Here is a 14,216-nt window from a genome sequence, read left to right on the forward strand (position 1 = left end):
CCCTACGGGTTGACCCAGGCGTCGTGGCGGGCTGCGAGCTCGTGGACGGTCGGCGGGAGCTCGCCCGAGACCAGCCCCGCGAGGGTCACCCGATCCAGGACGTCGCGGACGCTCACGCGCAGCGCGACCCAGACCTCGAGCAGCGCCTGCGCCGAACCCTCGTACTCCATGGCGGTCGGGCGCTCGTCACGGACGGTGACCAGCGGGCCGTCGACGGCTCGGATGATGTCGGCGAGCGTGATCTCTTCCGCTGGGCGCGCGAGCCGGTAGCCGCCCGAACGCCCCCGCACCGAGACCACGACGTCGCCGCGGCGCAGGTCACCGAGGATCCGCTCCAGGAACGCGACAGGCAGCTGCTGCCCGACCGCCAGGTCGTCGGCACGCACCGGGTCGCCCTGCGGGGACGCCGCGAGCTCGGCGCACGCACGCACGGCATAGTCCGCCTTCGCTGAGACCCGCATGGAGTTGATTGTGCCGCCTGACCGGGTCGGGAATACCCCCTAGGGGTATCGTCGTTGTCAGCGATGAGCAACCTTCACCCACAGGAGACACCGATGCACGGGTACACCGACGCCAAGGACGACTACCTCAAGCGCCTGCGACGCGTCGAGGGCCAGGTCCGCGGCATCGCTCGGATGGTCGACGAGGACGTGTACTGCATCGACGTCCTCACCCAGATCGCGGCCGTGACCAAGGCGCTGCAGGCCGTCTCGATCGGACTGGTCGAGGACCACCTCGCGCACTGCGTCGTCGACGCCGCACGACAGTCCCCCGAGGAGGGCGCGGCCAAGGTCCGCGAGGCCTCCGACGCCATCGCGCGTCTCGTCCGTTCCTAGCAATCCCCCAAGGAGCCAGACCATGAGCACCACCACAACGTTCGGCGTCGACGGCATGACCTGCGGCCACTGCGTCTCCGCCGTCACCTCGGAGCTGTCCGCACTGCCCGGCGTGCAGGATGTCGCCGTTCAGCTGACCGTCGGCGGCTCGTCGACCGTCTCCGTCACGTCGGATGCACCCCTGTCCGACGCCGCCGTGAACGAGGCCGTCGTCGAGGCGGGGTACGCCGTCACGCCCAGGCGGTCCCTGCTGTGACGACCGAGCACACCGTCGAACGCACCGTCGACCTCGCGATCGAGGGCATGACCTGCGCGTCCTGCGTCGCCCGCGTCGAGAAGAAGCTCAACCGCCTCGCCGGCGTCGAGGCCACCGTGAACCTCCCGCTGGAGTCCGCGCACGTCCGGATCGACCTCTCCGACGAGAGCGCCGACACTCCTGACGCCGAGGCGCTCGTCGCCGCCGTCCGCTCGGCGGGCTACGACGCGACCGTCACGCGCACCTCCGCGCCGGCCCGCCCGGCGGACGCCGAGCACGCGCCGGCCGCCCCCACGCTCGACGCCCGCGGGCATGGCCCCACGGACCCCGGGATGTCGGGACACGAGATGTCCGGACCCGGCCACCACATGAGCTCCACCGAGCACGCGCTCTCCGGGCACTCGATGGCGCCGGGCCACGACATGGACCCCGACGAGGACACGTCCGCCCCGACCGACGCGCGCGGTACCGACCTGCGCCGACGCCTGCGGGTGTCCACGGTCCTGACCGTGCCGGTGCTGATGCTCTCGATGATCCCGGCGCTCCAGCTCACCGGCTGGCAGTGGGTCGTCGCAGCCCTCGCGCTGCCCGTCGCCACCTGGGCCGCCTGGCCGTTCCACCGAGCCGCAGCACGGGCCGCCCGGCACCGGGCGTCGACCATGGACACGCTCGTCTCGATCGGCATCATCGCCGCGACCGGCTGGTCGCTCTGGGCGCTGCTGCTGGGGGGCGCCGGCGAGCTCGGGCTCACCATGACACCGTCCCTGTGGCCTGCCGCCGAGACGCAGATGGCCGTCCCCGAGCTCTACTTCGAGGTCGCGGCCGTGGTCACCACGTTCCTGCTGGCCGGCCGGTACGCCGAGCACCGCTCGCGGCGACGGGCCGGTGACGCACTGCGCGCACTGCTCGACCTCGGGGCCAAGGACGTCGCGCTGCTCGTCGGCGGAGCCGAGCAGCGTGTGCCGATCGGACGCCTCGCGGTGGGTGACGAGTTCGTCGTGCGGCCGGGCGAGAAGGTCGCCACCGACGGCGTCGTGGTTCGCGGCACGTCCGCGCTCGACACCAGCCTGCTCACGGGCGAGCCCCTGCCGGTGGACGTCGGCCCCGGCGACGAGGTGACGGGCGCGACGATCAACAGCTCCGGCGCACTCGTGGTCCGGGCCACTCGCATCGGTGAGGAGACCCGCCTGTCGCAGATCGGCCGCCTGGTCGCCGCCGCGCAGACGGGCAAGGCTCCGGTCCAGCGGCTGGCCGACCGTATCTCCGCCGTGTTCGTGCCGGTCGTGCTCGTCCTCGCGTTCGCCACCCTGACCCTCTGGCTCCTGAGCGGCTCCAGCACGCAGGCCGCCTTCACCGCGGCCGTCGCCGTCCTGATCATCGCCTGCCCGTGCGCCCTCGGGCTCGCGACGCCGACCGCACTGCTGGTCGGCACCGGTCGCGGTGCGCAGCTGGGCATCCTCATCAAGGGCCCGGAGGTTCTCGAGCAGACGCGCACCGTGGACACGGTGGTGCTCGACAAGACCGGCACGGTGACCGAAGGTCGCATGAGCCTGGTGGAGGTCCTCGGCGGCGACGACGTGCTGCGCTACGCGGCCGCGGTCGAGCAGCTGGCCGAGCACCCGATCGGTCGCGCGATCGCGTCGGCCGTCACCCACCCGACCGGCGAGACCGGTGCCGACGGTGTGGTCATCGGGTCCGACCAGGTGCTCGAGTTCCGGGCGGAGGCCGGGCACGGCGTCTCCGGCGTCGTCCGCGTCGCCCACTCCGGTGTCGGGCTGGGCCGGCGCGTGCTCGTCGGAAAGCCGACGTGGCTGGAAGCCCAGGGGGTCACGACGACGGACTGGCGGCAGCCGTTCGACGTCGCGGAGGCCGACGGCGCCACCGCGGTCATGGTCGCGTGGGACGGAACCGCGCGCGGGCTCCTGATCCTGCGCGACCCGGTCAAGCGGACGTCCGCTCAGGCCGTCGCGGAGCTCCGGGCTCTCGGACTGCGACCGGTGCTGCTCACGGGCGACAGCCGGGGGGCGGCCCTGACCGCCGCGCGTGCGGTCGGTATCGACGAGTCCGACGTCTACGCGCAGGTGCTCCCGGCCGACAAGGTCGAGGTCGTCGCGCGGCTCCAGGAGCGGGGCGCTCGCGTCGCGATGGTCGGTGACGGGGTCAACGACGCAGCCGCGCTCGCCACCGCCGACCTCGGGTTGGCCATGGGGACGGGAACGGACGTGGCGATCGAGGCGTCCGACGTGACGCTCGTGCGTGGTGACCTGCGCGCTGCCGGGGACGCCATCCGGCTCTCACGCAGGACGCTGCGGGTCATCAAGCAGAACCTGTTCTGGGCGTTCGCGTACAACGTCGCGGCGATCCCGCTGGCCGCGCTCGGGCTGCTGAACCCGATGATCGCGGGGGCAGCGATGGCGTTCTCCTCGGTGCTGGTGGTCGGCAACTCACTGCGGCTGCGCTCGTTCCGGTGAGCCCGACCGTCCAGCGCCCACCCAGCGGACGTCCAGGGACCGGTCCTACCCTCGGACCATGACAGCGCCGTCGACGCCCCCGGGGCCGCCCCCCGCCGCCCGCGAGGACGACCGTGAAGCGTTCGGTTCCTCCCCCGGCACGCTGCTCGCACCACCCCCGGTCAGCGAGAAGGCCTACCGCCGACGCCTAACCACCGAGATCTGGATCGTCCTCGGCCTCTCGCTGGGCCGGTCGGGGATCTACGCACTCGTCGCCATCATCGACAAGGCGACGCGCCAGGAGTCGTTGTCGTCGCAGGTCACCACGCTGAACCCGAGCCGTTCGGCGCGCCCCTGGCTGGACCTGACGTACCAGCTGCTGCAGATCGGCTTCGCGCTCATCCCGGTCGCGCTCGCCTTGTACCTGCTGTCTGCCAACGGTCGCTCGGCGGTGCGACGCATCGGGCTGACGTTCACACGTCCCCTGAGGGACCTCGGGGTGGGCGTCGCGCTGGCGGCGTGCATCGGCATCCCCGGGCTCGCCCTGTACGCGGTCGCGCTCGCCGCCGGGGTGAACACCGAGGTGCACCCCGCCGCACTGAACGCCGCCTGGTGGACCGTCCCCGTCCTGCTGTTCGCGGCGGTCCAGAACGCCCTCCTGGAGGAGGTCATCGTCGTCGGCTACCTCATGGAGCGGCTCCGCGAGCTGCGCTGGAAGGTGCCGTTGATCATCGCAGCGAGCGCCCTGCTGCGCGGCTCCTACCACCTGTACCAGGGCTGGGGCGGCTTCGTCGGCAACGCGATCATGGGCGTGCTGTTCGCGTTCTACTACACGCGCAGGCGGCGGGTCATGCCGTTGGTCGTCGCGCACACGATCATGGACACGGTCGTGTTCGTCGGCTACTCCTTGGTACCCGCCGCCTGGCTGGCGGCGCTGCACTTCACCTAGGCCTCGATGATCTTGCCCTGCGCGCTGACCTGGTTGGCCGCGTTCTTCGCTGCAAACCCGCCGACCACCAGCAGCACGCCCGCGACGAACGCGAACAGACCCAGGATCACCACGACGACCTTGACGGACGTCTGGGGGTGCGTGATGAGCAGCAGGCCGATGAGGAACGACACGAGACCGGACGCGAGCAGCCACATCCACGCCGCGTCCCTCGCGCGGTAGCGCGCGACCGCCCCGATGATCTGCAGGATCCCCACGAGCAGGATCCAGATCGCGATCAACCAGAAGATGAAGGTGGCCGTCTTCTCGGTCCAGAACACGGCAACCAGACCGATCACCAGGCTGACCACGCCGGCGAGCAGCCACCACCCCGCACCCGCCTCTCTGCGGTTGCTGAACCACTCGGCGATCGCCACGATCCCGTCGATCACCGCGAAGATCCCGAAGATCCAGACGAGCGCGGTGACGGACCACAGCGGGTTGGCAAGCATGATCCCGCCGAGGATCAGCAGGAACACGCCGCGCACGACGGGCACCCACCAGATGCGCTTGATGGCGGCGGCGGTCTCGGCGGCAGACGGGTTGGACATCGGGGCCTCCAGTCGGAGCGGCAGCGCCCGTGCGCTGGCTCGTGCGCCACGCTAGTGGAACGTTCCCGACAATTCCCGCCTTCGGGCGTGCGATCCCAGGTCAGAGCAGACGTTCCGCCGGTGCGGACGGCGTCAGGACCTGGCCAACGGGGTCCGGCTGCCTAGACTCGCCCCTATGTCCGCGACGCCGTCCGCAAGTCGCGCGGCGGCCGTCGATCCTGCCGCCGCGGGCGTCGACGAGGCACCTGTCGACGTCGCTGCCCCGGCACGCACCCCCGTCGAGGTCATCGACATCCCGACTGCGCGCGTGCACCACCCGAGCGACCTTCTCGGCACGATCCTGTCGGGACTCGCGATCGTCCTGGTCATGGCCCTGGCGACGTACGCGCACAACACCACGACCGGGGTCGCCGAGGACGTCCAGGGCTTCGCGACGCTCCTGTCCCAGATCCTCTTCGTGCCCGTCCAGGTGCTCGAGGGCTTCGTGACCCTCGTCGTCCCGCTGGCCGTGATCACCGAGCTCGCCTTCCGGCGACTGGGACGGCAGCTGCTCGAGGGCCTGCTTGCGGCGCTCGTCGCAGTGCTGCTCAACGAGATCGTGCGGTACGCGGTGGAGCACCTCGCGCCGGACGCGCTTGCGGTCGGTCTGTCGATCCGGTCCGACGGCGAGTGGCTGGTGACGCTGCCTGGCTACCTCGCGATGCTCGTCGGGCTGCTCACCGTCGTCGGACCTCGCGCACGTCGGCGGACCGTGAAGTGGTCGTGGAACCTGCTCTGGGTCGCGACGGGCGTGCTGCTGATCACCGCGGGAGTCTCACTTCCGGGCCTCATGGTCTCGTTCCTCGTCGGCCGCGTCGCCGGCCTGGGGGTGCGGTACCTGTCCGGGGTCCTCTCGGAGCGCGCCTACGGCGAGAGCCTCGTGTCCGGGGTCCGGCGGGCCGGCTTCGAGCCGGTGCGCCTCGTGCGCGTCGCCGACCCGACCACCGACGCCGAGGCGGCCGACTCCAAGGCCTCGGTGCCGGACCTCGGTACCGACCCCGCTGCGCGTGCCCTGACCCGATCGACCCGCGACCGCGTGTACGCCCTCACCACCGACGCCGGCGACGACCTCGACCTCGTCGTGATCGACGGTGACCGGCAGGTGGTCGGCATGCTCACGCGACTGTGGCGGAGCCTGCGGATGCGAGGGATCGAGGGACGTTCTGTCGTCTCCCTGCGGCAGGCGTCCGAGCGCGCCGCCCTCCTCGCCTACGCCGCGCGAGCGTCCGGCGTGCGCACCCCCAAGCTGCTGAGCATGGCCGAGTCCGAGGACTCGATGCTGCTGGTCCAGGAGCGGCCCGGGCGTGCGGTGCCGCTGGCCGAGCTGCCGCCCGAGGCGTTCACCGACGAGCTGCTCGCGGAGATCTGGGCCCAGCTGCACCTTGCGCACGAGGCCGGGATCGCGCACCGCGCACTGACCAGCGACGTCATCCTCGTCGAGGACATCGTCGGCCGACCGGTCGTGTGGATCACCAGCTGGGAGCTCGGCGACGTGGCGTCGTCCGAGCTGGCCCGGCGCATGGACGTCACCCAGCTCGTCGCGCTCCTGGCCCTGCGGGTCGGAGCCGCCCGAGCGGTCGGATCGGCAGCCGACGTGCTGCCGGACCACGACATCGGCGCGATCGGTCCGCTGCTCCAGACGATCACGCTGCCGCGCCTCACCCGCGACGAGATGCGCGCGCACAAGCAGGTCCTCACCGAGCTGCGGACGGCCCTGATCGCCAGGCTGCCCGAGGCGGACGTGGAACCGCAGCAGCTCGTGAGGTTCGGCGCCCGGACCGTGCTGACCGTCGTCGTCCCGATCGTGGCCGTGCTGTTCGTCATCACGTCCATCAACATCGACGAGATCTCACTGGCCCTGTCGCAGAGCGACTCGCGCTGGACGGCGCTCGCGTTCGCGCTGGGCATGCTCACGCTCGTCGGTGCCGCTCTCGCGTTCGTCGCGTTCTCGCCCGTCAAGCTCCGGCTGTGGACGACGATCCTGGTCCAGACCGCCGCGGCCTTCGTCGCCCTCGCAGCCCCTGCCGGGCTCGGCCCAGCCGCGCTCAACCTGCGGATGCTGACCAAGCGGGGGGTCACCGCCAGCCTCTCGGCCGCGACCGTCGCGCTCGTCCAGGTCAGCCAGCTCATCGTGACGCTCGGGCTGCTTCTCGTCCTGACGCTCGTGTCCGGGAACAAGGAGTCGGCCCTGCCGATCTCGCCCGTGGTGCTCATCGTGATCGGCATCGTCGCCGGTCTCGTCGCCATGTCGCTGCTGATCCCGCGCGTCAGGCAGTGGGTGCTCGCAAAGACCCTTCCGACGCTGCGGCAGACGTGGCCGCGGCTCATCGAGGTCGTCGGTCAGCCGTGGCGGCTGGCCCTGGCGCTCGCGGGCAACCTGATCATGACGCTCGGGTTCATCTTCGCGTTCTACGCCTCGATGGAGGCCTTCGGGCAGCACGCCACCCTGATCCAGGTCGCCCTGGTCTACCTCGCCGGCAACACCGCCGGCGCGCTGATCCCCACCCCCGGCGGCATGGGCACGATCGAGCTGGGACTCGCGACGGCGCTCGCGAGCATCACCGGCATGAACGCCGGTATCGCGACGTCCGTCGCCATCGTGTTCCGCGTCGTGACCTACTGGTTGCGCATCCCCATCGGATGGGTGGCCATGCAGTACCTGCAGAAGCGGGGCGAGCTCTGAGCTCCCGAGCGGGACGCTCGCTCGCGCCGCCCGGACAGACCTCCGGGCCGGTACGACATGCGTACCGGCCCGGAGACTTACTGAGTCGAGCTGACGGTCAGGCGAGCGCCTTGGCCTTGAGTGCCTCGAACTCGGTCTGCGAGATCGTGCCGGCGTCGAGGAGTGCCTTGGCGTCGGTGATGTGCTCGGCGGGAGACTTCCCCGATCCGGCGACCGACCGGATGTAGCTGTCCGTGTTGGCCTGTGCCTCCTGGACCTGCTTGACCTGCCGCTCTGCCATGCTCCGACCGCGGGCGATGATGTAGATCAGCGCCACCAGGAACGGCAGGAAGATCAGGCCGATCATCCAGACGGCCTTCCACCAGCCGCTGAGGGCGTGGTCGCGGAAGAGGTCCCCGATGATCTGGAACAGGATGATCAGGTAGACGACGAACAGGAACCACCAGATCATCAGCCACAACCACTGCGAAAAGTTGTTCATGCGACCCTCTCTCCACCTGGACCAGCCCCGAGTGGCCGGTCCGCTGCCTGAGGCTAACCGACAAAACTCAAAATCTGCACGAGAGCGACACAATTAGTACGCATGGGCAATCAAACGGTCGGCGCCCCGGCCTGCAGTGACGGGTCCGATGGCTGCGGGGGCGGGACATCACGGGCCGACGTCAACGCTTCCGGGACCCGCGTCCGGACATGCCGACGTGCCGCGTCCGGACATGCCGACGTGCCGCGTCCGGACATGCCGACGTGCCGCGTCCGGACATGTCGACGTGCCGCCTCCGGACATGGCAAGACCCCCGGTCGATGTCGACCAGGGGCCTCGGGCGAAGCTGCGGTGATCAGGCGGTGGCGTGCTCGCGCTGCGCCGGGATCAGGTCCATCGCGTTGCCGCGGGCGGCGAGTCCGGCCCAGGCCTGCACGCGGGTGGCGGGAAGCTTGATGGGGAGCGATGCCTCGGACGGGTCGACTGAGTAACCACGCTGGTCCATGTGACTGTCCTGACTGTTCGGTAGCCCGGCTGACCCTGAAGGTCCCGTGGCTTTGCGTCCCCTCCTTGCAGAGGGTTTGCCTTTTCGCTGACAAGTCCGACATTAGACGACAGATGTCCGGGACGGAAGCGATCGGACCCGACCACGTTCGGACACTCGGCCATTTCACTCGTGTGGCGGTATCTGGACCGCTGCGCGAGGGTCGTCCTGGCCTCACCCGGTGCAATCCGGACGGTCGACCATCTCACCAGACGGACCCGCGGGTGTGAGACGCAGCACCTTGTGGGGTCGCCGGCACGGACGCCGGGATAGGCGCCGGTGTACCGCTAAGCCTCTGACCTGCACGAATGCGGTTGGCTGACTCGCCGTCCCGGGTGGTGAGACCGGCCCGTTGGAGTGAACGCCCACCCGGTGATGCTGCCCGAGACGACCGGGATGCGGTCCCTCGTCGGACGGCCCCTGAGACAGGTGCGGCACCCCAGAACAGGTCGTGGTGCACCTGCGGCCGGGCGGGCGGCACGCACCGAGTGCATTCGTGTCCGCTTCAGAAGCCGGCGCCCGCGCGCGTGGCGAGGGCCGTGTCGCGATGGGTCATGCGTCGGCGCTCGGCGGCCTCGAGCTCCGCGGCCTCGAGCTCCGTCCAGGCCCAGTCTGGACGGCGCAGGGCGGGTCGGCGCAGGGCGGGTCGAGGCACACGGCGCAGCCGTTCGCGGCCGGCACCGAGGACGACTCGGGGGACGGGGATGCGCACCGTGCGCACGTCGTACGTCAGCGCGACCATGTCACGCCTCCTCAGGCGAGTTGTGAGAGTTCAGCTTGGGGGCGTCGGACGCCTCCGGACCGGGTGCTTCGGGGTAGCCGAGATCGGGGTGGCTGGTCGAGAACCAGCGCATGAGCCGGGCGCCTGCGGGGCGGGACGACGGGTCCGACGAACGGGCGAGCAACGGTTCGATGAGGGCCGTCACCGCCTCGTTGATACGGTCCGCCTCGTCGGGTGTCGCCCAGTAGGACTCTCGGAGCATGGCGACCGCGGGACGCTGACCGGCGAGCTCGGTCCGGTCGGCTCGTGCGCGCAGGAAGTCCACGAACCGGTCCGCCTCCTGGCGGACCGCGATCTCCGCGAACTCGACCACCGCGTGCACCGAGCCCGGGACCGACTCGTCGGGCGTGAACAGCTGCCGCGCCTCGACGTGCCGCCAGGGACGCTCGCGACCGCGCCGCTCAGCGGGCTCGACGAAGCCGTAGCGCGCGAGCAGTCGCAGGTGGAACGAGCAGTTGGCCACGGTCTCGCCCGTGTGCTTGGCGCACTGGGTGGCCGTGGCCTCGCCGACGCTGTCCAGGTAGTCGAGCAGTGCGAGCCGCAGCGGGTGCGCCAGAGCGCGGATCCGCTCGGGGTCGCTGGTGCGCTCCTGCCCCGCGGGGGCGTGGGCTGCGGTGGTGTCGTCCGTGCTCATGACCCCACCGTAGAACGCGAAACGCACGTTGCGCAAGAGATGTTGCGCAACGTTTATTGCGCGTCAACCGGACTGGGCGACGCCGTCCACACAAGCGAAGGCCCCCACCTCTGGGGGTCCAGAGATGGGGGCCTTCGTGAGCGGGCAGCTCGTTACTTGAACGCGTCCTTGACCTTCTCGCCCGCCTGCTTGAGGTCTGCGCCGGCCTGGTCGGCCTTGCCCTCAGCCTCGAGCCGTTCGTCGTCGGTCGCCTTGCCGGCGGCCTCCTTGACCTTGCCCTTGGCGCTCTGCGCGGTATTGGAGACCTTGTCGTCGAGTCCCATGAGAATCGCTCCCTTCCGGGGGTTGGCAACATCTCGACGTTACGGCCGCCCCGAGGGGTGCGCATCTCGAGCGACCTCGCCCACGAGCGCGTCGGGCACCTGCCGCCGGAGCCCTGGTGCGTGCTCCGCCTCGTCGGTCGACCCTTGCCCGCTGCTCCAGCACGACATCCCTCGCGCCGTCTGTTCAGCCGCGCACGCCCACCCGGTACAGGTCTGTGAGCGTGCAGATCTCCGAGCCGTGATGGATCAGCTCGCGGTTCACGTGCAGCACGAGCTGGGCGAACGGCGCCTGCGCGTCGATGGACGTGGCCTGGCTGAGCCCGACGGTGAAGATGTCGTCGTCGGACATTTCCGAGATCCCCGACCTCCACGCATCTGCCGCTGCCGTCAGTGCGGCGATCGCAGGTCCGACCTCACCGGAGTACGTGAGATCCGGCCGGTGGAGACGGTGCCCACCGAACGTCCAGTCGTACCGCTCGGTGAGCACCTCCGTGAGATGCGCCACGAGCCACGCGACGGTGCGTGCACCGGGCTCGTCAGGTCCGTCCGGCCACTCGACCACCCACTCGCCGACCCCGAACCTGCGAGCAGCGACAGACTCGTTCCGCAGACGCACCGAGAGCGCGCCCGGGACGGGCTCCCATGCGAACTCCTCCTGCGTGATGGTGACGAGACGTGCGCGCAGCTCGAACCAGGAGAACTCGAGCTGGCTGCGGACCGCAGCACGCGTCGTCGGGATCTCCGTCAGCGACCAGTCGAACTCCTCGGAGGACGTCACCCGACCGACGGTAGTGACAGCCACCGACAGACGCAGGTCAGTCGGGCTCGCCTGTCAGGCGGACTCCTCCCGCAGCCGCGGCTCGGTCCGACGGGAAGGCGTGAACCCCGACTTGTCGGCGTAGAACGCACGGACGACGTCCATGTCCGCGGGGATGTCGCCCGTGAGCTCGATCGTCGGGCCGAGGCCCGCAGTCATCGTCGTACGGTCGACGTAGCCGAGCGTGACGGGCAGACCCGTGGCGCGCGCGATCCGGTAGAAGCCCGACTTCCACCCTTGCCCGCTGCGGGTGCCCTCCGGCGTCACGACCAGGTAGAACCGGTCGCCGTCCTGGATCCGTGCGATCAGCTCGTCGACCAGACCCGCAGGGTTGGAGCGGTCGACCGGGATGCCACCGAGGGCGCGCATGACCGGCCCCCCGATCCCGCGGAACAACCCGTTCTTGCCCAACCACCGGTACCGCAGCCCGGCCTCACCGGCGATCGCGAGCATCAGGATGAAGTCCCAGTTCGACGTGTGCGGCGCGCCGATCAGCAGCCCAGCACCGTCCGTCGGCACCCGCTCCGTCTTCAGCGACCAGCGGCTCACACGCCAGAACCCGCGCGCCAAGGCATGTTGCACCCTCATCGTTCGCTCACCCCGGAACGGTAGCCGACCGACCGGACGATCCCGATTCAGTGCACCGGAGCCCTGCCTGCCGGGCGCAGCCCGGGTCCTCGAAGGAGCGCGCCCGGCACCTGGAGGGCCCGCGAACGCGACGGCATGAAGCGCACGAAGAACCCGACCCGCAGGAGCCATGCCAGCCACCCCGTGATGGGCAGCCCGTAGAGGTCCGCGACCGCGTGGCCTACACCGAACGACGCCGCCTGGCCCAGGCCGAGGTAGCGGAACGGCCGGCCACGCCGTCCACGGAGGGCGTGCGCGACGTTCCGACCGATCTGGTCGCCCGCCTTGATCGCCCACAGCGCGTTCGCCGTCACGGGCGTGCCTGACCGCGGGTGCAGCACCCGTGCCGCGTCTCCGCCGGACCAGACGTCGGGTGCGACGAGCAGCTCCCGGGTGGTGACGAGCCGGCCCTGCGGGTCCCGAGGCAGATCGTCGAGGCCCGGCAGCGGCACCGCCCGCTGACCCGTGGTGGCCACGACCACCCGGGCGTCGACCTCCGTACCGTCCGACAGCAGAACGCCGTCCCCGGTCGTCGCGACGGCTCGCACGCCGGTGCGCACCAGCACGCCGAGCCGGTCCAGCTCGCGTTCGCAACGGACCGCGAGCCGCGGTTGCTCCGCTCGCAGCGCAGGCACGACCCGGTCGCCGGAGTGCACGAGCGTCACGGTGGCACCACGCGCGGCGAAGGCCGCTGCCAGCTCGACACCTGCCAGACCGCCGCCGATCACTGCGACCGGCCCGTCGACCGCGTCCTGCACGAGCGCCTCGAGGCCCCCCGGGCTGCGCAGGGTCGCCGCGCCCTCGAGCCGTGCCACAGGCTCCCGAGAACCGGTGCCGACCACGAGCGCGTCGTAGTCGAGGACCGAGCCGTCCCCGCACGTCACCTGGCGGTCATCGAGCGACACCCGGGTCACGGTCGAGTGGATGAACCTGGCCTTCGGCATCGCCTCGGTGAGCGGGGTCCGGGTCAGACCGACGGGCAGCAGTCCGGCGACCACCTCGCCCGTGAACCCGTGGAAGCTGTGGGCGTCGTCCGCGCTGACCACGACGATCTCGACCTCGCCGCGGCGCAGCTCGCCCCGCAGGCGACGGACCATCGCCCCGTACGCGTGCACACTGACGTACCCGCCGCCGAGCAGCACGACCCGCCTCATCGGACGGGCTCCACGCTCGCGACCCGCGCCCGCCCGAAGCTCGTGGACGACGCGGCACCGAAGCCAAGATGCGCGAACCGTCGCGCCAGGTCGCGCACGTGGTCCACCTGGTCGAGGGTCGGGACGCCGATCGAGAAGTGACCCCTGTGCCCGGACAGCCCGAGCAGGAACGTCTCGGCGAAGCACGCGTACGCCTGCCCGTGCGGGAGGCCGATGTCCGCGCCGCGGATCCGCATGGACGGGACGTCGACGACGCCGCCGTCGACCAGCGTGACGTCGGGGCGCTGGACCACGAGGTCCGGATGGGTGTTGCGGGGCTGGGTCGCGTCGAGCACCAGCGCCCCGGGGGCCAGGTGCTCCGCACCGAGCAGCGCGTCGGCGGACGCCGTCAGCAGGACAACGGCGTCGCAGTCCCGCACGTCGTACAGGTCGGTCGAGAACCTCGTCGGGACCCGGCCGCCGACCTCGCGTCCCAGGGCCGCGAGCCTGGGGGCTCCGCGCGCGACGAGGGTCAGCGAGTCCACCGTCCCCGCACGCGCGAGCAGGCGGACCAGGGTGGTCCCGACGCTCCCCGTGGCGCCGACCACCGCGACCCTGCGGTCGCCACGCAGCAGACCGGTGAGCTGGTCCTCGAGGATCGCCGCCGTGTACGCGTTGCCGTTGGTGACGCCGATGTCGGTACGGCCGCGCAGGCTGAGCCCACCCGCAGTGACCGTCGCGGTCAGTGCGCCGAGTCCGACGACCCCCGCACCGTGCGAGGCCGCGTGGTCCACCGCGCGGGACACCCGGACCTTCCCCTCGCCGGGCTGGCTGAGCAGGTGGCGCGCGCCGAAGGGCACGACGACGACCTCACCGACCGCTCGCTCCCCCAACGCCACCCGCGAGCTCGTGAACGGGCGCACCGGCAGCCTGCGCACCGCGGTGTCCCAGAGTCCCTCGGGCACGTGACCCAACGGCCGCCAGATCCTCGCGAGGTCCTCACCGATCCGCGCTCGCGGATGGACCAGGAACGCGAACGGTGCGGTGCCGTCCATGAGGTGGCTCCCCTCGGA

Annotated in this window: 16 protein-coding genes and 1 riboswitch; of the genes, 5 read left to right on the forward strand and 11 right to left on the reverse strand. The window is 71.0% G+C overall.

Annotated elements, in window-relative coordinates; all coding sequences use genetic code 11:
- Positions 1-2: 2 nt before the first annotated feature.
- Positions 3-461 carry an Rrf2 family transcriptional regulator gene (locus N553_RS0105435; RefSeq protein ID WP_028045682.1) on the reverse strand — a complete coding sequence of 153 codons (459 nt, stop codon included), beginning with the start codon at positions 459-461 and terminating at the stop codon, positions 3-5.
- A 93-nt stretch (positions 462-554) separates the two neighbouring features.
- Here N553_RS0105435 and N553_RS0105440 point away from each other — a divergent pair, with 93 nt between their 5' ends.
- The 4 genes from N553_RS0105440 to N553_RS21275 are packed head-to-tail and all read left to right on the forward strand — an operon-like array spanning position 555 to position 4,491.
- The gene (locus tag N553_RS0105440) at positions 555-836 is read left to right on the forward strand and encodes a metal-sensitive transcriptional regulator (protein WP_028045683.1); all 282 of its coding nucleotides are present in this window, start codon (positions 555-557) and stop codon (positions 834-836) included.
- A gap of 22 nt (positions 837-858) precedes the next feature.
- Complete coding sequence (locus N553_RS0105445; protein ID WP_028045684.1) at positions 859-1,092, forward strand: heavy-metal-associated domain-containing protein; 234 nt, start codon at positions 859-861, stop codon at positions 1,090-1,092.
- A 47-nt stretch (positions 1,093-1,139) separates the two neighbouring features.
- On the forward strand, positions 1,140-3,563 hold the full coding sequence (locus N553_RS0105450; protein WP_081844467.1) for a heavy metal translocating P-type ATPase: 2,424 nt from the start codon (positions 1,140-1,142) through the stop codon (positions 3,561-3,563).
- Positions 3,564-3,621: 58 nt separating this feature from the next.
- Positions 3,622-4,491 (forward strand): CPBP family intramembrane glutamic endopeptidase, encoded by an 870-nt coding sequence (locus N553_RS21275; protein ID WP_081844373.1) that lies wholly within the window; start codon positions 3,622-3,624, stop codon positions 4,489-4,491.
- Here N553_RS21275 and N553_RS21280 read toward each other — a convergent pair.
- On the reverse strand, positions 4,488-5,081 hold the full coding sequence (locus N553_RS21280; protein WP_051639849.1) for an HdeD family acid-resistance protein: 594 nt from the start codon (positions 5,079-5,081) through the stop codon (positions 4,488-4,490). The genes N553_RS21275 and N553_RS21280 overlap by 4 nt on opposite strands.
- A gap of 175 nt (positions 5,082-5,256) precedes the next feature.
- On the opposite strand from N553_RS21280, the gene N553_RS0105465 reads away from it, so the two are divergent.
- A complete protein-coding gene (locus tag N553_RS0105465; RefSeq protein ID WP_028045686.1) occupies positions 5,257-7,803 on the forward strand; it encodes a lysylphosphatidylglycerol synthase transmembrane domain-containing protein in 2,547 nt (848 codons plus the stop codon).
- A 97-nt stretch (positions 7,804-7,900) separates the two neighbouring features.
- Here N553_RS0105465 and N553_RS0105470 read toward each other — a convergent pair whose 3' ends face one another.
- The 9 genes from N553_RS0105470 to N553_RS0105510 all read right to left on the reverse strand — a co-directional run bounded on the left by N553_RS0105470 (position 7,901) and on the right by N553_RS0105510 (position 14,198).
- Positions 7,901-8,284 (reverse strand): SHOCT domain-containing protein, encoded by a 384-nt coding sequence (locus tag N553_RS0105470; RefSeq protein WP_028045687.1) that lies wholly within the window; start codon positions 8,282-8,284, stop codon positions 7,901-7,903.
- Between the two features lie 355 nt (positions 8,285-8,639).
- On the reverse strand, positions 8,640-8,789 hold the full coding sequence (locus N553_RS24980) for a hypothetical protein (protein ID WP_156043706.1): 150 nt from the start codon (positions 8,787-8,789) through the stop codon (positions 8,640-8,642).
- Between the two features lie 16 nt (positions 8,790-8,805).
- Positions 8,806-8,880: riboswitch (cyclic di-GMP riboswitch) on the reverse strand.
- Positions 8,881-9,333: 453 nt separating this feature from the next.
- A complete protein-coding gene (locus tag N553_RS0105480; RefSeq protein ID WP_028045688.1) occupies positions 9,334-9,570 on the reverse strand; it encodes a hypothetical protein in 237 nt (78 codons plus the stop codon).
- 1 nt (position 9,571) lies between these two features.
- Positions 9,572-10,243 carry a helix-turn-helix domain-containing protein gene (locus N553_RS21285; RefSeq protein WP_156043707.1) on the reverse strand — a complete coding sequence of 224 codons (672 nt, stop codon included), beginning with the start codon at positions 10,241-10,243 and terminating at the stop codon, positions 9,572-9,574.
- 152 nt (positions 10,244-10,395) lie between these two features.
- Positions 10,396-10,566 carry a CsbD family protein gene (locus N553_RS21290; RefSeq protein ID WP_034620686.1) on the reverse strand — a complete coding sequence of 57 codons (171 nt, stop codon included), beginning with the start codon at positions 10,564-10,566 and terminating at the stop codon, positions 10,396-10,398.
- 184 nt (positions 10,567-10,750) lie between these two features.
- Positions 10,751-11,344 (reverse strand): DinB family protein, encoded by a 594-nt coding sequence (locus N553_RS0105495; RefSeq protein WP_034620687.1) that lies wholly within the window; start codon positions 11,342-11,344, stop codon positions 10,751-10,753.
- Positions 11,345-11,398: 54 nt separating this feature from the next.
- On the reverse strand, positions 11,399-11,971 hold the full coding sequence (locus N553_RS0105500) for a 1-acyl-sn-glycerol-3-phosphate acyltransferase (protein WP_028045690.1): 573 nt from the start codon (positions 11,969-11,971) through the stop codon (positions 11,399-11,401).
- A 47-nt stretch (positions 11,972-12,018) separates the two neighbouring features.
- Positions 12,019-13,164 carry an NAD(P)/FAD-dependent oxidoreductase gene (locus tag N553_RS0105505; protein WP_028045691.1) on the reverse strand — a complete coding sequence of 382 codons (1,146 nt, stop codon included), beginning with the start codon at positions 13,162-13,164 and terminating at the stop codon, positions 12,019-12,021.
- Positions 13,161-14,198, reverse strand: coding sequence for a semialdehyde dehydrogenase (locus N553_RS0105510; protein WP_028045692.1), 1,038 nt, complete (start codon positions 14,196-14,198; stop codon positions 13,161-13,163). Before N553_RS0105510 ends, N553_RS0105505 begins: the two co-directional genes overlap by 4 nt.
- Positions 14,199-14,216: the final 18 nt, after the last annotated feature.

The organism is Cellulomonas sp. URHE0023 (assembly GCF_000688475.1).
Lineage (GTDB): Bacteria > Actinomycetota > Actinomycetes > Actinomycetales > Cellulomonadaceae > Cellulomonas.